The organism is Kocuria sp. NBRC 114282 (assembly GCF_030268385.1).
GTDB classification, from domain to species: domain Bacteria; phylum Actinomycetota; class Actinomycetes; order Actinomycetales; family Micrococcaceae; genus Kocuria; species Kocuria palustris.
In genome coordinates this window covers 480,750-502,205 of the sequence record NZ_BSQO01000003.1, presented here as the reverse complement: position 1 = coordinate 502,205, position 21,456 = coordinate 480,750, and the positions used below count along the sequence as shown (strand labels likewise).

Genomic DNA, 21,456 nt, shown 5'->3' with positions numbered 1-21,456 from the left:
GGACCCCGATCACAGGGAATCTCCCGCCCTGCGATAGCGTTGCCTGCGGTGGCCGCAGTCGGTGCGGTGCCCGGCAGCCACGCTGCTGGCGCCTGTCCGGCTGTCCTTGCCGCACCCGCGCAAGCCCGGGCCGCCGCCGACCTGATCTAGACGAGGGACGATCACCGTGACCCAGCCGCTGTCCGCCGACCAGCCCACCCCCTTCATGCCCGGCCCCAAGCCGAGCACGAAGGACTATCAGGGCCTGGACGACTGGCGCAGCCTCAGCGCCGACCAGCAGCCGGACTGGGCTCAGCACCCCGAGTTCGAGCGCGTCATGGGCGAGCTGAACACCGTGCCGCCCCTGGTCTTCGCCGGCGAGGTCGACACCCTCAAGCGCCGCCTGGCCGAGGTGGCCGAGGGCCGAGCCTTCCTGCTGCAGGGCGGCGACTGCGCCGAGACCTTCGAGGGCGCCACCGCCGACCGGATCTCCGCGCGGGTGAAGACGCTGCTGCAGATGGCCGCCGTGCTCACCTACGGCGCCTCCATGCCCGTCGTGAAGATGGGGCGCATGGCCGGTCAGTTCTCCAAGCCGCGCTCCTCGAACGACGAGACCCGCGGCGACGTCACGCTGCCGAGCTTCCGCGGCGAGATGGTCAACGGATTCGACTTCACCGCCGAGTCGCGCGCCCACAACCCCGAGCGGATGCTTCGCGGCTACCACACCTCCGCGTCCACGCTGAACCTGATCCGGGCCTTCACCGGCGGCGGCTTCGCCGATCTGCGCCACGTCCACTCGTGGAACATGGGCTTCGCCTCCAACCCGGCCCACGCCCGCTACGAGAAGCTCGCCAAGGAGATCGACCGCGCCGTGAAGTTCATGGCGGCCTGCGGCGCCGACTTCGACGCCCTGTCCACGACAGAGCTGTTCACCGGCCACGAGGCGCTGGTGCTCGACTACGAGCGCGCCCTGACCCGCATCGACTCCCGCACCCACCGGCCCTATGGCACGTCGGGGCACTTCCTGTGGATCGGGGAGCGCACCCGCGGGATCGACGACGCCCACGTGGACCTGCTCTCGCGCCTGCAGAACCCCATCGGCGTGAAGCTCGGGCCCAAGACCACCGGCGAGGACGCGCTGCGCCTGATCGACAAGCTCGACCCGAACCGCGAGCCCGGCCGCCTGACGTTCATCACCCGCATGGGCGCCAAGAGCATCCGCGAGGCGCTGCCCCCGGTCGTGCAGGCGGTCCAGGACTCCGGGGCCAAGGTCGTGTGGGTCACCGACCCCATGCACGGCAACACGGTCTCCACGCCGTCGGGGTTCAAGACCCGCAACTTCGACGACGTCATCGACGAGATCAACGGCTTCTTCGAGGTGCACCGCGCCATCGGCTCGCACCCCGGCGGAATCCACGTGGAGATGACCGGCGACGACGTCGCCGAGTGCCTGGGCGGGGCGGACGCGATCGAGGAGGCGCACTTCGCCGATCGCTACGAGTCGCTGTGCGATCCGCGCCTGAACCACATGCAGTCCCTCGAGGTCGCGTTCCTGGTCTCCAGCTACCTCTCCGGAGAGCAGAGCTGATCCGCTGATCCGCTGACGACGAAGGGCCCGGCTCCTGCAGGAGCCGGGCCCTTCGTCCGTGCGCCGAGGCACTGCCGGTTCAGATGACGCGCAGTGTGATCGTCGTGCCGTCCTGGCTCTGGGTGACGACGCGGTTGAGGTTCGCACCGGCGACCTCCTCGATCTCGACCGTGAAGCCGAGGTCCTCGAGCTGCTCGCGGGCGTCATCGGCATTGCTGCCGACCACGCGCGGCACTTCCTCGGGCTCGGCGCCGGCGGAGACGACCAGGTCCACGGTGCTGCCCTCCTCGACCCTGGCGCCGGGGGAGGGCGACGCGGAGACGACGCTGCCCTCCTCCGAGTCGTCGAACTGCTCGGAGACGGTGCCGACGTCGAGGCCTGCGGAGCTCAGCTGCGATTCGGCATCGGACTGCGACATGCCCTCGACCGCGGGGATCTCGACCTGCTCGGGTCCGGTGGAGACCGTCAGCACGATCTGCTCGCCCACTCGGGTCTCCGTGCCCGCGGCGGGCGAGGACTCGATGACGCTGCCCGCCGGGACCTCCGTGCTGGGCTCCTCGTGCACCGTGACGTTGGAGAAGCCCTCGGTCTCCACCGCGTCCACGGCCAGCGGCTGGGTGGTGCCCACGACCTCCGGGACCACTGCGGTGCGGAAGCTGCCGGAGCCCAGCAGCCATCCCAGGAAGCCGGCCAGCGCCACGAGCAGCGCGGCGAGGACCACGGCGACGGCCGCCTTCAGCGGATGGGTCTGCTGCAGCCGCACCGTGGGCTTGGACGGGTCCACCGGCGCCGACTCGTGCAGCCGACCGCGACGCGGCTCGGTCTCCTGCTCGGCCGTCTCGCCGTCCGAGTCCGAAGGCTCGTCGAAGGCGGCCAGCCGGTCCACGCTGGGGCCCCTGCGCTGCAGGTTCGGATCCACCGAGGCACCGAGCGCCGTCCCTGCCCCTGCGGCACCCACGGCGGTCGAGCCGGTGCGGGGGGCCGCGGCAGCTGCCGCCGCGCCTGCGACGGCTGTCCCTGCGATGCCGGCGGCACCCGCTGCACCGGCGCCGCTGCGCATGGGCGGCAGCACCGAGGTGCGCTGATCGTCATCCTGGTCGGCGGAAGCCCCCTGCCAGCGGGGCAGCGCCTCGGTCGGGGCGGATCCGGCGGACGCGGAGTCCGATGATGTCTCGGTGAAGCGCGGCATGGCGTCCGTGGGCGCATCGGGACCCTCCGCGCCGGAGCCCGGTCCTGGCATGGCCTCGGTGGGGGCCTCGTCGACGGGATCCTCCGACTCCGGGCCCCGCCCGCCCTCGGCGCCCAGCGGAACGCGCAGCACCTGTGTGGTCGGCGGGATCTCGCCGTCGGCGGTCTCGGGGGCGTGAGCGGAGCCGTCGGGGGAGGCCTCCGCCGTGCCGTCCTGCTGATCGGAGACCGGGGCTGCGCTCGAGCCTCCTCGGCGCAGCTCGTCCACGGCCTCCAGATCGATCGGCCCGGTGGCCGGGGCGGTGCTGGGCAGGGTCGTGGCCCCCGGATCCTCTGGCCGCGGCGCGGCCGGACCCGGTCCCTGCTCCCAGCCCTCCGGGAGGTGGTCCAGGGCATCGAGGCTCAGCTCGCGACGCAGCTCGCCGATCGAGGCCAGCAGCTCAGCGCCGTCCGACGGGCGCTTCTGCGGGTCCTTGGCGGTCCAGCCGGCCACGGCCTCGGCGAGCTGGGGATCGATCCCGGGGACCGCTTCGAGCAGGGAGGGGACAGTCTTCTCGGCGTGGGCGCGGGCGATCGTCCACGGGCTGCCGTCGAAGGGGCGGCGGCCGGTGAGCATCTCCCAGGCCATGATGCCCAGCGAGTACAGATCGGAGCGGGCGTCGACACGCCGCTCGGTGACCAGCTCGGGGGAGGCATAGGCCACCGTGCCGAGCACGGCCCCGGAGGTGGTGTGCTGATCGGCGGCGCGGGAGAGGCCGAAGTCGGCGACCTTCACCGTGCCGTCCGGGCGCATGAGCACGTTCTCGGGCTTGATGTCGCGGTGGATCAGCCCAGCCTGATGCGCCGCCGAGAGCCCGGCGGCCACCGAGGAGAGGATGGTCAGCGCCTCGCCGGGGCGCAGGAACTCCTTGCGGCGCAGGACGTCGCGCAGGGTCCCGCCCTCCACGTACTCCATGACCAGGAAGACATGGCCGTCATCGGTGCGGCCCTGATCAAGCACCGCGACCACGTTCGGGTGCGACAGGCGAGCGGCCGCACGGGCCTCCCGGGCGAAGCGCTCGACGAACGAGGGGTCCTCCGTCAGGTGCGCGTGCAGGATCTTGACGGCGACGGTGCGCTCCAGTCGCTGATCGACAGCGCGATACACACCGCCGGTGCCGCCGCGCGCCAGGCGCGGTCCGACGGTGTACCGGCCTTCCAGGACCGAGCCGGTCAGATGATCATCCACGGGCTTGTGCACGAGCCCCACAGTAGGGGAGCGGACTGGACTGCGGCTGGATGACGACGGGCGTGGTTGCGATCGTGACGCCCTCGGGACCTGTGTCCGGGCGGGCTCAGCGCAGGTGCGTCCAGGCCGAGATCCGGGCCTTCACCTGGTCGACGTAGGTCTTCGTGTCGTCGTACATCCCGTACTCCTCGACGCCGTAGGCGCCCTGGTAGTACGACGCGATCCCGCGGTCGAGATCCTCCGCCGAGCGCTGGTTCGCGCGGATGATGGCCACGCCCGCCGTGACATTGTCCTGGGGGTCCAGCAGGTCGAGATCGCGCCCCACCAGGGCGGAGGCCCACTCGCCCGACGACGGCAGCACCTGCATGGTGCCCACGGCATCGGCCGGTGAGACGCTGCGGTGCACGAAGCCCGACTCCTGCTCGGCATGGGCCAGGGCCAGAGCCGGATCCACGCCCATCTCCTGAGCGGTGGTGCGCACCAGACGCTGCATCTCCTCGGCCGAGGGCGACGGGCGCTCGTAGAGCTGATCGAGATGGCTCTGCGCGGAGGCCAGGGTCTCGTCGTCGTAGTCGTAGCCGGGGAAGTCGTCGCGGATCTGCGGGGCCTCGGCGGCTTCGGCGGGGGCTGCGACCTGGGCCGCGTCGTCCTGCGCGGCAGGTGCCGTCTCGGCTGCGGGGATCTGCAGCGTCTCGCCCTCGCGCAGCGGGGCGGCGACGTCCAGGTCGTTGGCCTCGATCAGGGCCTGGACCGTGATGTCGTGGCGCTGCGAGATCGCCCACAGGCTCTCACCCGCTGCTACGCGGTGCTCGGTGCTGCTCGGCGCGGTCTCTGCGGCGGCTGCCGGGGCGGCGGGGTCCTGGACGCGGGTGGCTTCGTCACCGGACTTGGGGGAGTCATCGGCCTTGGCGGAGGAGGCCTCCTTCGCCGGAGCCGACAGGCGCAGGGTGTCGCCCGGGGCCAGCGAGGCATCGCCGGACAGCCCGTTCCACTCCATGAGGTCCTCGACCGACAGGCCGTTGGCCGTGGCCACCGACCAGATGCTGTCGCCGGGCTGGACGGTGCGCGCGGGGCCGTCGACGGCCTCGGGGCGCTCATCCGGGGCCGAGCCCTCCGGCTGGCCCACCGCGTGGGCCGCGGGCGTCCCGGAGGCGCCGAACACGGCCAGCGCGGCCAGTGCCGCGGCGGAGCGGCGGGCGCGCGAGCCGCTGGGGGCCGGATCCGAGTCCTGGGGGCGGGGATCCTGAGGGGTGTGCTGCATGCTGGCGAAGACCTCGGGCTGGGAGATGCGCTGATCAGGGGGAAGTGCTGAAGCGCTGCTGCCTGCAGGGTACCCGGTGCCTGCGCCGGGGCATCGGTGGCGGCGCATCACGGCGGTTCGTGGCACCCTGGATCCGTGAAGAAGTCTGAGATGAATCCCGCGCAGCCCACCCTCGAGCAGTTCGAGGCCCTCGACGCCCTGGTCGGCGAGTGGACCACGTTCCCGGACGTGGCCGAATCCACCGGGATGATCGTGACCCGCGTGCACTCCATGGCCGAGGACGGCACGCTCGTGGCCTTCCGCGACCCCCGCGACGGCGTCCGCCGCATCCCGGCGGAGTTCCTCATGGACGGCCAGCCGATCGATGCGCTGCGCGGGACCATGACCGTGCTGCGGGACAACCTCTATACCGACCTGGAGGCCGTGACCTGGCTGTTCACCGAGGACGAGTCCCTGCCGGGTCGGCCCATCGACTTCCTGCGCGCCGGGCGCAAGGCCGAGATCCGTCGTCGGGCGCAGACCCTGGACTGGTGACGGCGGCGCCGTGACGCGCACGAGCGCCCGTCCCCGATCGGGGGCGGGCGCTCGTCTGCCAGGCTCAGCTGCGTCCGGAAGCGGCGGCTTCGGCCCCGGGCGGCCTCCCGGTCAGCGGGAGCGGCGGACCAGGGCGTCGGCCATCTGCTGCAGACCGGCCCGCGGCAGGTCCTCGATCCGCATCTGCGCCAGAGCCTGCTCGGTGCGCTGCGACAGCTCGTCCACGATCTGCTCGGTGCGCTGGAGGGCGCCGCTGCGGCGCAGGGCTTCCCTCAGGTCCTCGATCTGAGCGTCGTCGAGCGACTGATCGCCCAGGGCCCGGGCCACGAGCTGCGCGTCCTGCGGCTCGGCGTCGCGCAGATGCTGCCCGATCAGCACGGTGCGCTTGCCCTCGCGCAGATCGTCGCCGGCCGGTTTGCCCGTGGTGACCGGATCGCCGAACACGCCCAGGACGTCGTCCCGGATCTGGAAGGCCTCGCCCAGCGGCAGGGCGAATCTGCGGCACGCCTCCACGAACGACGACGGCGCCGCCGCCAGCAGGGCCCCCAGGGCCGCCGGGTGCTCCGCCGAGTACTTGGCCGACTTGTAGCGCAGCACCTCGAAGGCGCGCTCGATGGCCTTGTCCGGCGGAAGGGTCTGCGCGGCGACCTCCGCGTGGATGTCCAGGTACTGCCCGAGCATCACCTCGGTGCGCATGCGCGTGAAGTCCGCGGCAGCGCCGGCGGGGTGCCCGGCCAGCGCGACGGCCTCGCCGAAGATCTGCTCCGACCAGGTCAGGGCCAGATCGCCTGCCAGGACGGCGGCAGAGGTGCCGAAGTGCGCGCTGTCCTGGCTCCAGCCGCTGTCGCGGTGGCGATCGGCGAACAGGACGTGGATCGAGCGCATGCCGCGACGGGTCGCCGAGCGGTCGATGATGTCGTCGTGGATCAGAGCGGCCGTCTGGAAGAGCTCGATCCCGGCTCCTGCCAGGCGCGGGATGCGGGAGTCCGCGTCTCCGCCGGCTGCCCGCCAGCTCCAGTAGAGCAGCTGGGCGCGGGTGCGCTTGCCGCCCGTGGACAGCCCGGCGATGGCTTCGACCATGGGGCCGGCTGCCTCGGAGATGCCGTCGGCCACGGTGCGCTGGTCCTGGAACCAGGACTGCAGGACGGCGTCGACGTCGTAGCGGAAGGCCTCGGACTCGGCGGCCGCCACGCGTGAGAGCTCGGGGCTCGAGCTGTCGGAGTCGGGTGCGAAGCTGGGGTCGGTCAAGGGGCTCCTGACGGTGGCGGTTCTCGCGGCGCGGCCGGTGGGACAGCGTCTCCGGTCAGGGTAGCCCGCGGCCTTCCGGACGGCGGACCGGCACCCGGTCCGCGATCATTCGCAGAGGCTTCTTCAGGAGAGGGGATGAGCATGAGCGGCGAGCAGCTCGAGCAATGGCGAAGCGCGGCCATCATGCACGTCGATCTCGACATGTTCTTCGTGGCCGTCGGGCTGCTGGAGCGCCCCGATCTGGTGGGCAAGCCGGTGATCGTGGCCCGGGATTCCGGGCGCTCGGTGGTCCTGTCCGCCTCCTACGAGGCGCGCGCCTTCGGGGTGCGCTCCGGCATGCCGGTCTCCCGCGCCCGAGCCATGTGCCCGCAGGGGATCCTGCTGGATCCGTCGTATGCGGACTACCCGGGCTACTCCGAGCAGGTGATGGCCATGTTCCACGACCTCACGTACCTGGTGGAGCAGATCAGCGTGGACGAGGCCTTCCTGGACGTCTCCGGAGCCATCCGCAGGCTGGGCTCGCCGGTGCACATCGCTCGGCAGCTGCGCGCCCGCATCCATCGGGAGACCGGGCTGACCGCCTCGGTGGGCATCGGCGCCACCAAGACCGTCGCCAAGATCGCCTCCACCCGCTCCAAGCCGGACGGACTGCTGCTCGTGCGCGCCGAGGACACCGTGGCGTTCATGGCGGAGCTGCCCGTCGGGGCGCTGTGGGGCGTCGGCAGGCGCACGGAGGAGACGCTGCAGCGCTCGGGGATCCGCACCGTGGGGGAGATCGCACAGCGCACGCCGCAGCAGCTGGCCCGCGTCGTCGGCCCGGCTGCGGGTGCGCACCTGCATGCGCTGGCCCACGGCGTGGATCCCCGCCCGGTGACTCCGGAGCGCGAGGAGAAGAGCCTGGGGGCGGAGCAGACCTTCCAGACCGACGTCAGCGACATCGACGCCCTGCGCCGCGAACTGCTCGGGCTGTCCCATCGCACCGCCGCGCGACTGCGCCGCCACAGGCTGCGGGCCCGGCGGGTGGGACTGAAGCTGCGGTGGGAGGACTTCACCACCATCTCGCGCTCGCGGACGGTGAGTCATCCCTTCACCTCCGGGCACGACCTCTACACGCATGCCGAGGAGCTGCTGACGGCGGAGCTGCCGCTGCCCAGCGCCGTGCGCCTGATCGGAGTGCGCGCCGAGTCCCTCGAGGACGCCGATTCCGCCATGCAGCTGAGCATCGACGGCCGCGAGGAGGAGTGGGCCGCCGCCGAGTCGGCCATGGACCGGGCGCGCGAGCGATTCGGCGGCGCCATCCTGGGGCCGGCCTCCATGCTGAGGCCTCCGCGCGGCACGGTGGGGCGCAGCGAGCTGCGCGCCGGCCACCGCGATGATCCTGCGCCGGGAGGCGCCGGGCGGGCCCGGTCGCAGCCGCGCAGATGAGCGGCGGATCGTCATGTGACGACCGGGTGCTCCGCAAGGGGCCTTGCGGGTAGACTGGAGCAACCGCAGGGACGCGGCACGTGTCTCTGAACCTTGAAGCAGACCCCCAGGAGGGACGTCGTGGCCCTTTCGGAGCGCGAGCAGCAGCTGCTGGCTCAGCTGGAGCAGCAGCTCAATGCGGAGGATCCGCAGTTCGTGAGCCAGATGGACTCACGACCCGTGAAGCCCACGTTCTCCACGCGCGCGCTCGTGCTCGGAGCCGTGATCGGCGTGGTCGGCCTGGGCATCGTGGTCGGAGGCGTGGCCCTGGACTCGATCCTGATGGGCGTCCTCGGCTTCCTGATCATGTCGTTCGGCGTCTACTGGGCCTCCACCCGCTCCTCGGGCGCCAAGGAGGCGGGGGAGTCGAGCTCTTCCCGCGGCGGTGCCAAGGCCAAGCCGGCCGCTGCCAAGAAGCCGCAGTCCAGCTTCATGCGCAATCTCGAGAACCGCTGGGACGAACGCCGCAACGGCAGCTGATCCCAGCGCACCGACGTCAACGAGGCCCCCGCTCCGTCAGGACGGGGGCCCTCGTCATGCCCGGGCTCCGCCTTGCTCCGCTCCCGCCCGCGAGGAATCTCGTGCGCCGGTCTTCGCGCGTCGATGGTTCGCACCGGCGACTCCTCGCGAGCATGAGCGAGGACTGCGGGCGGCCTCCACTTCGCTCCCCATTCCTCTCCCCGAGGACGCACCACTTCCCTCCACGGTCAACGCCGGCTACCTCGAGGCGGCGCTGAGAAGCGGGCGGATCCCCGTGATCATGGGGATCTCCGTGCCCGATCAGCGCGGCGGCGGTCCGTGGGCCTGTCGCGTGACCACGCGAAGGGCGAAGGCTGCGGCAGCGGTCAGAGAAATCCCCTCCCCATCGCCCCACTTCGCCTCCCAGGTCGCCTCCACCCCGCAATGACAAGGGCGAACGCGGCTGATCCTGTGGGCAGGATCTCTTCGGAATCGCCTCGGAACGCGCCTGGAACCACCGAGCGTGATTGACGGTGGAGGAAGGTGGAGTAAAGTGGGGGACACGAGAGCGATTCAGAAGTCTCCGGATCCGAACGGCGGTGGGCATGTTCCTCGGAACGCACTCCCCCCGCTTGGACGAGAAGGGGCGGCTGATCCTTCCGGCCAAGTTCCGCGAGGAGCTGGCGGACGGACTGGTCCTCACCAGAGGCCAGGAGCGGTGCCTCTACGTCTTCAGCGCAGCTGAGTTCGAGAGGGTGCACGAGCAGATGAGGGCGGCCCCGCTGTCCTCCAAGCAGGCTCGCGACTACATCCGCGTGTTCCTCTCGGGTGCCTCGGACGAGGTGCCGGACAAGCAGGGTCGGGTGACCGTCCCTGTGCCGCTGCGTCAGTACGCGGGTCTGGATCGAGAGCTCGCCGTCGTCGGCGCGGGCTCCCGGGCCGAGATCTGGGACGCCGCGGCATGGCAGCAGTACCTGGAGGAGCAGGAGGCGGCCTTCTCGAACACCGAGGAGGAGGTCATCCCCGGACTCTTCTGAGACGACCTGGACCGCCGAGAGGCGGACCGCAGACGCGGCGCCACGAGCACTGCATCGGGATCTCCCGGATGGGATCTCCACCCGCACTGCCATCACCGTCCTGACTCACCTTCCCCTGAGCCAGGCCGGATTCGAGGGATGGTCAGCGGTTGGGGTTCTCGCCCTGGAGCGCCAGATGCGGTGCTCGTCGTCGTTGCGGCCCCGTTCGCGCGGTGCGCCGGTCGGGCGACTCGTGGTGGCGCGGATCATCGCCGTCCCCGGCCCCGCCGCGACGGGGCCTGCCGCTGCGCCCGATAGGGTGGGCGGTCGCCGGGATGCCAGCACGAGCACCCGGACGAGGCGCGCCCCGCGCGCATCGCCGAGCACCAGGAGGACGAGCCATGGACGATCTCGAGCGCCCCGCCGGCGACCGGCACGTCCCCGTCCTGCTCGAAGCCTGCCTGGACCTGCTGGCCCCCGCCCTGGAGGGCCCCGCCCCCGTCGTCATCGACGCCACGCTCGGCATGGGCGGGCACAGCGAAGCCATCCTGCGCCGCTTCCCGGACGTCCGCCTGGTGGGCATCGACCGCGACCCCCAGGCCCTGCGCCTGGCCGGGCGGCGCATGGAGCCGTGGGCCGATCGCTTCTTCCCGGTCCACACCACCTACGACCAGATCGAGCCCGCCCTCGCCCAGGCCGGCTTCGAGGCTGCCGACGGCATCCTCTTCGACCTCGGCGTCTCCTCCATGCAGCTCGATGAGCGCGAGCGCGGCTTCGCCTACTCCTACGACGCTCCGCTGGACATGCGCATGGACTCCACGGCCGAGCTCACGGCCCGGGACATCGTCATGGAGTACTCGGAGCAGGACCTGCGGCGGATCCTGCGCGACTGGGGCGAGGAGCGCTTCGCCCAGCGCATCGCCCGCGGGATCGTGCAGGCGCGCGAGCAGCGGGAGCTGACGACCACCGGGGAGCTCGTGGAGATCGTCCGGGCCGCCAAGCCAGCGGCGGCCCTGCACAAGAAGGGCCACCCGGCCAAGCAGACCTTCCAGGCGCTGCGCATCGAGGTCAACCAGGAGCTCGAGGTCCTGAGCCGCGCTGTGCCGAACGCCCTGGATGCTCTCAGGCTCGGAGGGCGAGTCGCTGCCATGAGCTACCACTCGCTCGAGGACAAGATGGTCAAGCAGGAGCTCGCCGGACGCTCGCGCTCCTCGGCGCCCAAGGGCCTCCCGGTCGAGCTGGAGGAGCACAAGCCGACCTTCCGCATGATCACGCGCGGCACGCACACGCCCACGGCCGAGGAGATCGAGGCGAACCCGCGAGCGGCCTCCGCGCGGCTGCGCGCCGCGGAGCGGATCAGATCGGACAGCAGGCACGGAAAGCACTCATGAGCACATCAGCGGGCAGGGCGGCACGGGGCGGGCGGCTGCGCCTGCCGCGTCGTCGTCCCAGGGTCTCCGACCGCCAGCGCGCGTCCCGTCGGGCCATGTGGTCGCGGCTGCTCCCGGTCGCTGCGGCGGTGCTGGCGGTGCTCGGGACCTTCGCGGTGATCTTGCTGATGACCGTGCGGATCACCGACGGGCAGTACCGGCTGGTCGAGCTGCGCAACCAGGAGCAGGCCCTCGAGCTCGAGAACGAGTCGCTGACCCAGGACCTCGAGTTCCATCAGGCTCCGCAGAACCTGGCCCGCAGCGCCCAGGAGGAGGGCCTGGTGCCCGCACCGACCGAGCAGGGCGTGGTCGACCTGAGCACCGGCGAGGTGACGGGGGAGGCCGTGCCCGCTCCGAAGGCTGATGACGACGAGGTCGACACGGCCATCCCGGTGCCCATCCAGGTGGGATCCTCGGCCGCCGAGCAGGCCCAGAAGGAGGAGCGCGCCCGTCGCGATGCACTGCCCTCCTCGGAGTCCGAGGCGGAGGACCAGCTCGACAGTGCTCGCAAGGCGGAGGCGGACGTCGAGCTGCACGGCGGCACGATCCCCGCACCGCAGCAGCGCGGCGACAGCTCGGCCGACGACGCAGCGCAGGACGAGCAGTCGAGCGGGGACGGCAATCCCGAGGCCCCCGAAGGGCACACCCCGCTCAGCGGATCGGCGCAGACCCCGGAGACGGACTCGGCAGACGCCGCCGGAGCAGGCGCGGCCGACGACGCAGCGCAGGACGGGACCGCCCAGGGCGGCACGGCACAGGAAGGAGCAGATCAGTGAGCGGCAGCACGCGCGATGACAGCGGCAGCGCAGGCGGCATGGGCCGTCGCGAGTTCGTGGGCCTGCTGATCGGCCTGCTGGCCCTGGTGCTGCTGGCGCTGCGCCTCGTGTGGGTCCAGGGACTGGATCTGCGCGGGCAGGCGGCCAGCGCCGAGGCCAGTCGTCTGCGCGTCCAGGTCATCCCGGCCCGGCGCGGCGAGATCCTCGATCGCACGGGGGCCGTGCTCGCGCGCAGCATCCAGCGCTACGACATCGCGGTGGATCAGACGATCGTGCAGGACCTGGTCGTGCAGAACCCGGACGGCTCGACCGAGGAGCTCACCGTCCTGGAGGCGATCCGCAGCCTGGCCGACATCCTGGGGATGCCGGATCAGGAGGTCAAGGACAAGCTGCAGGGGGACGCGGACGTCCCGGTGGGGGAGCGCAAGAACTTCGAGTACCTGTTCCGGGACGCGACCCCCGAGCAGTGGAGCCGCATCGAGGACCTGCGCGTGGGCTACGTGACGGGCGAGCCCGTGTCCCAGCGCAGCTACCCCAACGGCTCCCTGGCCGGTTCCGTCGTCGGGTTCGTCGGGGGAGAGGGCGAGGCCCTCGGCGGCATCGAGCTGACCCAGGACGAGCACCTGCGGGGCATCGACGGCGAGCGCAGCTTCGAGATCGGCGCCGACGGCGTCCGCATCCCGGTGGCGCCCCAGGACGAGACGGCCGCGCAGGACGGCTCGTCGATCGAGCTGTCCCTGGACCGCGACGTCCAGTTCTACGCCCAGCAGGCCATCGCCCGCCGCGTGGAGGAGCTCAGCGCCGAGTGGGGCACGGCGATCGTGATGCGGATCTCCGACGGCGCGGTGCTGGCGCTCGCGGATTCGTCGATGGTCGATCCCAACGACACCGGGCGCACCGAGGACGAGGGCGACTTCCAGCCGCGCAGCGTGGCCTCGGCTGTGGAGCCCGGCTCGACCCAGAAGATCCTGACGGCGGCCGCTGCGATCGACACGGGCAACGCCGACAAGCTCTCCGAGGTCGCCGTGCCCTCGGAGCTGGAGATCGACGGGCAGACGATCACCGACGCCTTCGAGCACGAGGACGAGGACCGCACCTTCGCGGGCGTCATCGCCGACTCCATGAACACCGGAACCGTGCTGGTGGGCTCGCGCCTGGATCGGCAGGGCCGCTACGACTGGATGAAGAAGTTCGGCGTGGGCGAGCTCACGGGTATCGAGCTGCCCGGTGAGTCCCCGGGGCTGCTCCCCGCGTGGGAGGACTGGGACATCCGGCAGCAGTACACGGTGCTGTTCGGGCAGGGAGTCTCCCAGTCGCCGCTGCGCACCGCCACGATCTTCCAGGCGGTCGGCAACGACGGCCTGCAGATCGAGCCGCGCCTCCTCCAGGCGATCATCGACCCCGACGGCACCCGCACCGAGATCGAGCGCCCGGAGGGCCGTCAGATCTTCTCCGCGCAGACCGCCGAGCAGCTGCGCGAGATGATGGAGTCCGTGATCACCGTCGGCGGAGCTCCGGATGCGGCCACCGACGGCTACCGCGTGGGCGGCAAGTCCGGCACGGCCGAGGCCGCCAGCGCCGACGGCGGCTACGACGGCTACACGACCTCGTTCGCGGGCATCGGTCCCATGGAGGACCCGCAGTTCGTCGTGGCCGCCACCGTCCACAAGCCGCAGGGCGCCGTCGCCGCGATCGGGGCGTCGGCGGCCTTCTCGCAGATCATGGGCCAGGTGCTGCGCCACTACGGCGTGCAGCCCTCGACCGGCGGCGCGGTCGGTCTGCCCAAGTTCTACGGGAAGGACGAGGACCGCAACGAGAAGCTGCCGGACACGCCGACCGGCATCGCCTGAGTGGACGCCGCGCGGTCGATCTCGTCCTGCTGCTTCGGTTGCCGGACTAGACTCGCCACGTCCGGAATACGGCTCTTCCCCGCCGTCCTCGAGGTCGGGCGTCCTCGGCGGGCAGGGGAAGCGCTGCCTCCGCGACCGATGGGTCCCGAACGTGGCCCGCATCGAGGGAACGGCCGGCTCCCACCGGCCGATTCGAGGAAGGATGACATGCAGAACCTGCCCGAGCCCGGTCTCGACGCGGCCCGTCTGCGGCCCCGCAGCGCTGCCTCGCTGCCGGCCGCCGAGCTGGCGCAGCTGATCGGCGCGCGACTGGAGCTCCCGGAGGCGCACGGCGGTGCGCAGGAGCCGGCTTCCGTGCGCGGCATCAGCATCGATTCCCGATCCGTGCAGCCGGGCGACCTCTACGCGGCCCTTCCCGGTGCTCGGTTCCACGGCGCGGGCTTCGCCGCTGCCGCGATCGGCTCCGGTGCGGCCGCTGTGCTCACCGACCAGGCTGGACTGCAGCTCATGCTCGACGAGGGCCCTCTCATCGTCCCGGCGATCGTGGCGGCCGTGCCGCGCGAGCACATGGGGCAGATCTCCGCCGCTCTCTACGGCGGCAGCGAGGACGAGCGCGCCCGCATGCCGCTGTTCGGCGTGACCGGCACCAACGGCAAGACCACCACCACGTACTTCCTCAACTCGATCCAGAAGGCCCTGGGCCGCACCACTGGGCTGATCGGCACGATCGAGATCCTGGCCGGCGATCAGCGCATCCCCTCGCTGCTGACCACGCCCGAGGCGCCGTCCGTGCACGCCCTGCTGGCCGTGATGCGCGAAGCCGGCATGACCGGAGCCTCCATGGAGGTCTCCTCCCACGCGCTCGAGTTCCACCGCGTGGACGGCGTGCACTACGACGTCACCGGCTTCACCAACCTGACTCAGGACCACCTGGACCTGCACGGGTCCATGGAGGCCTACTTCGAGGTCAAGGCCCAGCTGTTCACCGCCCGGCGCACCGACCGCGCCGTGATCGTCGTGGCCGATGACCAGGACGAGTGGGGCCTGCGCATGGCTCGCCGAGCCCGCGAGGAGCTCGGCGCCGAGAAGGTCGAGGTCATCGCCCTGCGCGGCGGGATCGTCGAGGATCGCGACTCCGGCCCGCAGCGCCACGGAGCCGACTGGACGCTGCGCTCGCTGGCCCGGCGCGGGGTGGGGCACCGCTTCGAGCTGGTGCACCGCGACGGCCGTCGGCTGCGCGTCTCGACCGGGCTGCCCGGAGAGTTCAACGTGGCCAACGCCGCACTGGCCGTCGTCATGGTGCTGGCCTCCGGCGTGCCGCTGCAGGTGCTGCAGGACGTGCTGGACGATCAGGACCCGCTGACCACCGATGTCCCCGGGCGCATGCAGCTGATCGCCAGCGAGCCGACCGCCGTCGTGGACTTCGCGCACAACCCGGACGCCCTGACCCGCGCCCTGGAGGCGGTCGATCCGCCCGAGGGCGACGGCCGCGTGATCGTGGTCTTCGGCGCCACCGGGCAGCGCGACACCACCAAGCGCCCGCTCATGGGCCGGATCGCTGCACAGGGTGCGGACGTGGTGATCGTCACCGACGACGACCCGCACGACGAGGACCCCGCCGGGATCCGGGCCGAGGTCATCGCCGGAGCCCGCCAGGCCCGCGACGAGGGCGCGGCGCGGGCCACCGAGATCGAGGAGATCCACCCGCGGGCCACGGCCATCCGCACGGCGGCCGCCATGGCCGGTCCGCGCGATTCGATCCTGGTCGCCGGACGAGGCCACGAGACCACGCAGGAGATCGCAGGAGTCGACCATCCCCTGGATGATCGGCAGGAGCTGCGCGACGCGCTCCACGACACGCAGGAAGGACGGTGGGGGCGCTCGTGATCCCTCTCAATGCCAGGCGCATCGCCGAGGTCGTCGGAGGCGAGCTGCTGGGGCTGGATCCGCAGCAGGACGGCCCCGTCATCGAGCACGTGACGACCGATTCTCGGGAGGCGGGGGAGGCGACCCTCTTCGTCGCCAAGCCCGGTGAGGTCACGGACGGCCACCGCTTCGTGGCCGCGGCCTTCGCCGCCGGCTCCCCGCTGGCGCTCGTGGAGCGCGAGGTCGCAGCCGACGACGGCTCCGTGCACCCCTCGGTGCGCGTGCCGGACGTCGTGGAGGCCATGGGCACGCTGGCCAGCTGGGTCGTGCGGCAGATGCGCCAGGACAACGGCCTCAAGGTCGTGGCGGTCACCGGCTCGGTCGGCAAGACGACCACCAAGGACCTGCTGCGCGCGATCTTCTCCGAGATGGGCCCCACCGTGGCCCCGCAGGGCTCCTACAACGGCGAGGTCGGCGTGCCGCTGACCGTGTTCCGCACGGATGCGACCACCGAGTACCTGGTCGTCGAGATGGGCGCCACCCACATCGGCAACATCTCGTACCTGTGCCGCATGGTCTCCCCGGACGTCGGCACCGTGCTGTGCGTGGGCTCCGCGCACGCCGGCGAGTTCGGCGGCGTGGAGAACATCGCGATCGCCAAGGGGGAGATGGTCGAGTCGCTGTCCGCCGACGGCGTGGCGATCCTCAACGACGACGACGACCGCGTGCGCCGGATGCACACGCGCACGCAGGCGCCCGTCGTGTTCTTCGGCACGGGGGAGACCAGCACGCTCCCGGAGGTCCCGGCCGCCCGCGTATGGGCAGACCGGATCTCCACCGACGACGACGGCCACCCGTCCCTGGACCTGCACTTCCCGGACGGGACTGTGCACCGGGTGGTCTCCGGGCTGATCGGCGAGCACCACGTCTCCAACATCCTGGCCGCGGCCTCGGCCGCCTTCATGGCCGGCGTCCCGTCCGAGACGATCGCCGGTGTCCTGCAGGGCCTCGGCCCGGGCAGCCGCTGGCGCATGGAGCGCACCGAGCGCCCCGACGGCGTGACGATCCTCAACGACGCCTACAACGCCAATCCGCAGTCCATGGCCGGGGCGCTGCAGACGCTGGCGCGCATGGGCGGGCCGCAGGACTCCCCGCGGCATCGCCGCACCTGGGCCGTGCTCGGCGAGATGTACGAGCTCGGGGACTCCTCGGTCGAGGAGCACAACCGCCTGGGCTCGCTCGTGGTGCGCTACAACATCTCCCGGCTGCTGGCCGTGGGACCGCTGGCCCGCCCCACCTACGTCACGGCGCTGCTCGAGGGCTCCTGGGGCGAGGAGGCCGCCTGGGTCGAGGACCTGGAGGCCGCTGAGGCCTTCCTGGCCGAGAACCTGCGCGCCGGAGACATCGTCCTGTTCAAGTCCTCGAACTCCGCGGGGCTCAAGACGCTCGGCGATCGGGTCGCCGCTGCGGGCCAGGGAGGTCGAGCATGATCCAGATCATCGTCGCCGCTGCGCTGGGCCTGATCCTCTCGATCCTGGGCACCCCGCTGTTCATCCGCTTCCTGGCCAGCCGCGGCTACGGCCAGTTCATCCGCGAGGACGGGCCCTCGAGCCACCAGACCAAGCGCGGCACGCCCACCATGGGCGGCGTGGCCATCCTGGGCTCGGCCGTGATCGCCTACCTGGTCTCGCACACTGTCGTGGGCCTGGTCACGGGGGAGTGGACCGGTCCCACCGCCTCCGGGCTGCTGGCCGCGTTCCTCATGCTCGGCATGGGCTTCGTCGGCGGGATCGACGACGCCAAGAAGATCACCAAGAAGCAGAACCTGGGCCTGAGCCCGGGAGGGAAGATCGCCCTGCAGGGCACGATCGGCACGGTCTTCGCGCTGCTCACGCTGATGCTGCCCGATGCCAGGGGCCGCACACCCGGCTCCACCGAGGTCTCGCTCACCCGCGACACGGGGCTCGACCTGGGCCTCGGGCAGCTGGGAGGCGGGCTCGTCGAGGCCCTGACCTCCGAGCGGACCATCGTCCTCGTGATCCTGGGCCTGATCCTCTACGTCGTGTGGGTCAACCTCATCGCGACCGCCACCACCAACGCCGTCAACCTCACCGACGGGCTGGACGGGCTGGCCACGGGCGCGTCGATCCTCGTGTTCTCCGGCTATCTCCTGATCACCCTGTGGCAGTCCGACCACCTGTGCGGCGAGGGCGGGCCCGGGCTGTGCTACACCGTGCGCGACCCCTCGGACCTCACCGTCCTGGCGGCGGCGCTGGTGGGCGCGCTGATCGGCTTCCTGTGGTGGAACACCTCCCCCGCCAAGATCTTCATGGGCGACACCGGCTCGCTGGGCCTGGGCGGCGCCCTGGCGGCGTTCGCCATCCTCACCCGCACCGAGCTGCTGCTCGTGCTGATCGCCGGGCTGTTCGTGCTCATCACCGTCTCGGTGATCCTCCAGGTGGGCTGGTTCAAGCTCTCCGGCGGCAAGCGCATCTTCAAGATGGCGCCCCTGCAGCACCACTTCGAGCTCAAGGGATGGCAGGAGGTCACGATCGTCGTGCGCTTCTGGATCATCGCCGGGCTCTTCACGGCCATCGCGCTCGCGGTGTTCTACGGCGAGTGGCTCATCTCCAACGGAGGCGCGTTCCTGTGATCCATGCCAGCAATGACAACCCCATCCTGGATGATCCCCGGCTGGCGTCGCTGACCAGCTGGGACGCCGACTGGGCCGACCTGCGCGTGGTCGTGCTGGGCATCGGCATCTCGGGCTTCGCCGCCGCGGACACGCTGATCGAGCTCGGCGCGCGCGTGGTCGTGATCGACGGCCGGGACTCGGAGGCCAACCGGCAGAAGGCCGAGACGCTGGGCATCGTGGGCTCCGCCGACGTCCTGCTGGGCGCCCAGGCCGTGGCCGGGCTGCCGCAGGTCGACGGCCAGGACCCGCAGCTCGTGGTGACCTCTCCGGGCTTCCGTCCCGATGATCCCGTCCTGTCCGAGGCCGTCGCGCGCGGCATCCAGATCTGGGGCGACGTCGAGCTGGCCTGGCGCATCCGCGAGCGCGCGGGGCGCCCCACCGCTGCGTGGGTGTGCATCACCGGCACCAACGGCAAGACCACCACCGTGCAGATGGCCGAGGCCATGCTCCAGGCCGGCGGGCTCAAGGCCCTGGCCGTGGGCAACGTGGGCACCCCGATCCTCGACGCCCTGCGCGATCCGGTGGACTACGACGTCCTGGCCGTCGAACTGTCGAGCTTCCAGCTGCACTGGGCGCACTCGCTGTCCCCGCTGGCCGCGGTGTGCCTCAACGTGGCCGAGGACCACGTGGACTGGCACGGCGGCTTCGAGAACTACGTGGCGGACAAGTCGCGGATCTACGAGAACTGCCAGGTCGCCGCCGTGTACAACGTCAGCGATCCCCGCACCCGGCAGATGGTCGAGGAGGCGGACGTCGTCGAGGGCTGCCGGGCCATCGGCTTCACCGCGGGCAACCCGGACGTCTCCATGCTGGGCGTGGTCGAGGACCTGCTCGTGGACCGGGCCTTCCTGGACGACCGCCGCAACCAGGCGCTGGAGGTCGGGCTGGTGGAGTCCATCAAGCCCGTGCCGACCCCGCACGGCGTGACCAATGCGCTGGCGGCTGCCGCCCTGGCCCGAGCCGCAGGCGTCTCCGGCGAGGACATCGCCAAGGGTCTCGCCGCATGGGAGCCTGGCGGGCACCGCATCCAGCCCGTGGCCAAGACCTTCGGGGTGGTGTGGGTCGATGACTCCAAGGCCACGAACCCGCACGCCGCCGCCGCCTCGCTGTCGGCCTTCGACCCGGTCGTGTGGATCGCCGGCGGCCTGGCCAAGGGCACGGACAGCTCCGCCCTGGTCGCCGCCCACGCGCGCCGCTTGCGGGCGGTGGTGCTGATCGGCACCGACAACGACCGGCTGGAGGCCGCTCTGGCCGCTTCTGCTCCCGACGTGCCGATCCTGCGCGCCGCTGACGGCCTCGAGGACGCCTCCGACGGCGAGGCCGTCATGCGCGCCGCCGTCGAAGCCGCCCACCGCGTGGCCGTGGACGGGGACACCGTGCTGATGGCCCCGGCCGCGGCCTCCATGGACCAGTTCCGGGACTACGCCCACCGCGGGGACGCGTTCGCGCGCAGCGTGGCCGATCTCGTGGAGCGCCTGTCGTGAGCCCGCGGACCGCAGCCGCGGCCACCCGGCTGCGGGACCGGATCGACGAGCGATCGGGCCCGCTGCGCGGGGTCGAGCACCGGGTCCGCAGGGGCCCGCTGCTGCAGTCGTACTACGCGCTGGCCGTGTGCGCGGTGCTGCTCTTCGCGATCGGCGCCATGATGGTGCTCTCCGCCTCTGCGGTCGAGTCGATCTCCGCCGAGCAGTCGGCCTACGGCCTGTTCGTGCGCCAGCTGATCTTCGGCGCGCTGGGGCTGATCGCCATGTTCGCGCTCTCGCGCGTCCCGGCCCGGGTCATGCGGCGGCTGGCGATCCTGGCGTTCTGGGTCTCGGCGGTCATCCTGGCGCTCGTGGTGCCGTTCGGCGTCGAGGTCGGCGGCAACCGGAACTGGCTGTCGGTCGGCGGCTTCACGCTGCAGCCCTCGGAGATCGCCAAGCTGACCTGCATCCTGGCCCTGGGCGTGTGGCTCGGTCGCGTGGCGGGGCGCATCCGCACGCTCAAGGACGCGCTGTGGCCCTCGGCCGTGGCCGTCGTCGTGCCGGTGCTGTTCGTGATGTACGGCCGCGACATGGGCACGGCCGGCATCTTCCTGCTGATCTACCTGGCCGCCGTGTTCTTCGCCGGCATGCCCATCCGCTGGATCCTCACGGCCTTCGCCGCCGGTGCCGCGGTGTCGGTGCTCTTCGTGATCTCCGCGCCCCACCGCATGGAGCGCGTGACCTCCTGGCTGACCGGCGACTGCGACCCCTCCGCGGGCTGCTACCAGGCCATGCACGGGCTCTCCGCGCTGGCCACCGGAGGCTGGTGGGGAGTCGGGCTGGGGCAGTCGCGCTCCAAGTACAACTACGTCCCCGAGGCCCACAACGACTTCATCTTCGCGATCATCGGCGAGGAGCTCGGACTGCTCGGCACCGTCACCATCCTGGTGTTGTTCGCCGTGATGGCCGTGGCCATGGCCCGGATCCTGATGCGCTCCACCTCGGGCTTCGAGCGCATCGTGACCGGCGGCGTCCTGGCCTGGCTGATCGGGCAGGCCTTCGTGAACATCGGCATGGTCACCGGCGTGCTGCCGGTGATCGGGGTGCCGCTGCCGTTCATCAGCTACGGCGGCTCGTCGCTGCTGATGTGCCTGTCCGCCGTGGGCGTCGTGATGTCCTTCGCCAGGCAGCCCTCGGTCGGGATGGTCGAGGCGATCCCGCAGCCGCGCTCGCGCCCCGTCGCCGCCCGACGGCCGCTGCCGGGCGACGATGCGTACGATGCCTACGACCACGAGGGCCGCTACGACGACCTCATGGACGATGAGCGCGAGCCCATCGCCGAGGTCCACGACATCCGCCGCGGAAGGGTCCTCCGCAGCCGCGGCGACTCGTGAGCCCCCAGACACCCGAA

The 21,456-nt window shown here is 71.6% G+C and carries 16 protein-coding genes; 13 read left to right on the top strand and 3 right to left on the bottom strand.

Features of this window, described 5'->3' with window-relative positions:
* Positions 1–205: 205 nt before the first annotated feature.
* A complete protein-coding gene (locus QSJ40_RS08300) occupies positions 206–1,567 on the top strand; it encodes a class II 3-deoxy-7-phosphoheptulonate synthase (RefSeq protein ID WP_051452783.1) in 1,362 nt (453 codons plus the stop codon).
* A 79-nt stretch (positions 1,568–1,646) separates the two neighbouring features.
* On the opposite strand, the gene QSJ40_RS08295 is transcribed toward QSJ40_RS08300, so the two are convergent.
* Both QSJ40_RS08295 and QSJ40_RS08290 read right to left on the bottom strand, forming a co-directional pair.
* Positions 1,647–3,995, bottom strand: a complete 2,349-nt coding sequence (locus QSJ40_RS08295) for a protein kinase domain-containing protein (protein WP_285730108.1) — start codon at positions 3,993–3,995, stop codon at positions 1,647–1,649.
* A gap of 94 nt (positions 3,996–4,089) precedes the next feature.
* A complete protein-coding gene (locus QSJ40_RS08290; RefSeq protein WP_285730107.1) occupies positions 4,090–5,244 on the bottom strand; it encodes a lytic transglycosylase in 1,155 nt (384 codons plus the stop codon).
* Between the two features lie 150 nt (positions 5,245–5,394).
* Here QSJ40_RS08290 and QSJ40_RS08285 point away from each other — a divergent pair, with 150 nt between their 5' ends.
* Positions 5,395–5,778 (top strand): Rv2175c family DNA-binding protein, encoded by a 384-nt coding sequence (locus QSJ40_RS08285; RefSeq protein WP_024290277.1) that lies wholly within the window; start codon positions 5,395–5,397, stop codon positions 5,776–5,778.
* 111 nt (positions 5,779–5,889) lie between these two features.
* On the opposite strand, the gene QSJ40_RS08280 is transcribed toward QSJ40_RS08285, so the two are convergent.
* On the bottom strand, positions 5,890–7,026 hold the full coding sequence (locus QSJ40_RS08280; RefSeq protein ID WP_006214822.1) for a polyprenyl synthetase family protein: 1,137 nt from the start codon (positions 7,024–7,026) through the stop codon (positions 5,890–5,892).
* Between the two features lie 135 nt (positions 7,027–7,161).
* On the opposite strand from QSJ40_RS08280, the gene dinB reads away from it, so the two are divergent.
* From dinB to ftsW, 11 genes are all read left to right on the top strand, one after another.
* The gene (dinB, locus tag QSJ40_RS08275; protein ID WP_285730106.1) at positions 7,162–8,451 is read left to right on the top strand and encodes a DNA polymerase IV; all 1,290 of its coding nucleotides are present in this window, start codon (positions 7,162–7,164) and stop codon (positions 8,449–8,451) included.
* 120 nt (positions 8,452–8,571) lie between these two features.
* Positions 8,572–8,970, top strand: coding sequence for an SCO2097 family morphological protein (locus QSJ40_RS08270; protein ID WP_006214824.1), 399 nt, complete (start codon positions 8,572–8,574; stop codon positions 8,968–8,970).
* Positions 8,971–9,554: 584 nt separating this feature from the next.
* Positions 9,555–9,986: a division/cell wall cluster transcriptional repressor MraZ gene (gene mraZ, locus QSJ40_RS08265; protein WP_024290281.1), complete on the top strand. Its 432-nt coding sequence runs from the start codon at positions 9,555–9,557 to the stop codon at positions 9,984–9,986.
* Positions 9,987–10,366: 380 nt separating this feature from the next.
* Positions 10,367–11,356: a 16S rRNA (cytosine(1402)-N(4))-methyltransferase RsmH gene (gene rsmH, locus QSJ40_RS08260; RefSeq protein ID WP_285730104.1), complete on the top strand. Its 990-nt coding sequence runs from the start codon at positions 10,367–10,369 to the stop codon at positions 11,354–11,356.
* Positions 11,353–12,171: a cell division protein FtsL gene (ftsL, locus tag QSJ40_RS08255; RefSeq protein WP_285730102.1), complete on the top strand. Its 819-nt coding sequence runs from the start codon at positions 11,353–11,355 to the stop codon at positions 12,169–12,171. Before rsmH ends, ftsL begins: the two co-directional genes overlap by 4 nt.
* Positions 12,168–14,021 (top strand): peptidoglycan D,D-transpeptidase FtsI family protein, encoded by a 1,854-nt coding sequence (locus QSJ40_RS08250; RefSeq protein WP_053447511.1) that lies wholly within the window; start codon positions 12,168–12,170, stop codon positions 14,019–14,021. The genes ftsL and QSJ40_RS08250 overlap by 4 nt, the downstream gene beginning before the upstream one ends.
* 207 nt (positions 14,022–14,228) lie before the next feature.
* Entirely contained in the window at positions 14,229–15,908 is a 1,680-nt protein-coding gene (locus QSJ40_RS08245; protein WP_285730099.1) for a UDP-N-acetylmuramoyl-L-alanyl-D-glutamate--2,6-diaminopimelate ligase, read from the top strand.
* On the top strand, positions 15,905–17,377 hold the full coding sequence (locus QSJ40_RS08240; protein WP_285730097.1) for a UDP-N-acetylmuramoyl-tripeptide--D-alanyl-D-alanine ligase: 1,473 nt from the start codon (positions 15,905–15,907) through the stop codon (positions 17,375–17,377). Before QSJ40_RS08245 ends, QSJ40_RS08240 begins: the two co-directional genes overlap by 4 nt.
* Complete coding sequence (gene mraY, locus QSJ40_RS08235) at positions 17,374–18,540, top strand: phospho-N-acetylmuramoyl-pentapeptide-transferase (RefSeq protein ID WP_053447509.1); 1,167 nt, start codon at positions 17,374–17,376, stop codon at positions 18,538–18,540. The genes QSJ40_RS08240 and mraY overlap by 4 nt, the downstream gene beginning before the upstream one ends.
* Positions 18,537–20,066, top strand: coding sequence for a UDP-N-acetylmuramoyl-L-alanine--D-glutamate ligase (gene murD / locus QSJ40_RS08230; RefSeq protein WP_006214832.1), 1,530 nt, complete (start codon positions 18,537–18,539; stop codon positions 20,064–20,066). The genes mraY and murD overlap by 4 nt, the downstream gene beginning before the upstream one ends.
* Positions 20,063–21,439 (top strand): putative lipid II flippase FtsW, encoded by a 1,377-nt coding sequence (gene ftsW, locus QSJ40_RS08225; RefSeq protein ID WP_285730095.1) that lies wholly within the window; start codon positions 20,063–20,065, stop codon positions 21,437–21,439. Before murD ends, ftsW begins: the two co-directional genes overlap by 4 nt.
* The last annotated feature ends 17 nt before the right edge of the window (positions 21,440–21,456 follow it).

What these genes read in the sequence shown, in the direction of transcription:
- QSJ40_RS08300 (WP_051452783.1), top strand. Translation starts at nt 206, where the DNA reads ATGCCCGGCCCCAAGCCGAGCACGAAGGACTATCAGGGCCTGGACGAC.
- ftsL (WP_285730102.1), top strand. Translation starts at nt 11,353, where the DNA reads ATGAGCACATCAGCGGGCAGGGCGGCACGGGGCGGGCGGCTGCGCCTG.
- rsmH (WP_285730104.1), top strand. Translation starts at nt 10,367, where the DNA reads ATGGACGATCTCGAGCGCCCCGCCGGCGACCGGCACGTCCCCGTCCTG.
- mraY (WP_053447509.1), top strand. Translation starts at nt 17,374, where the DNA reads ATGATCCAGATCATCGTCGCCGCTGCGCTGGGCCTGATCCTCTCGATC.
- mraZ (WP_024290281.1), top strand. Translation starts at nt 9,555, where the DNA reads ATGTTCCTCGGAACGCACTCCCCCCGCTTGGACGAGAAGGGGCGGCTG.
- QSJ40_RS08245 (WP_285730099.1), top strand. Translation starts at nt 14,229, where the DNA reads ATGCAGAACCTGCCCGAGCCCGGTCTCGACGCGGCCCGTCTGCGGCCC.
- QSJ40_RS08290 (WP_285730107.1), bottom strand. Translation starts at nt 5,244, where the DNA reads ATGCAGCACACCCCTCAGGATCCCCGCCCCCAGGACTCGGATCCGGCC.
- dinB (WP_285730106.1), top strand. Translation starts at nt 7,162, where the DNA reads ATGAGCATGAGCGGCGAGCAGCTCGAGCAATGGCGAAGCGCGGCCATC.
- QSJ40_RS08285 (WP_024290277.1), top strand. Translation starts at nt 5,395, where the DNA reads ATGAATCCCGCGCAGCCCACCCTCGAGCAGTTCGAGGCCCTCGACGCC.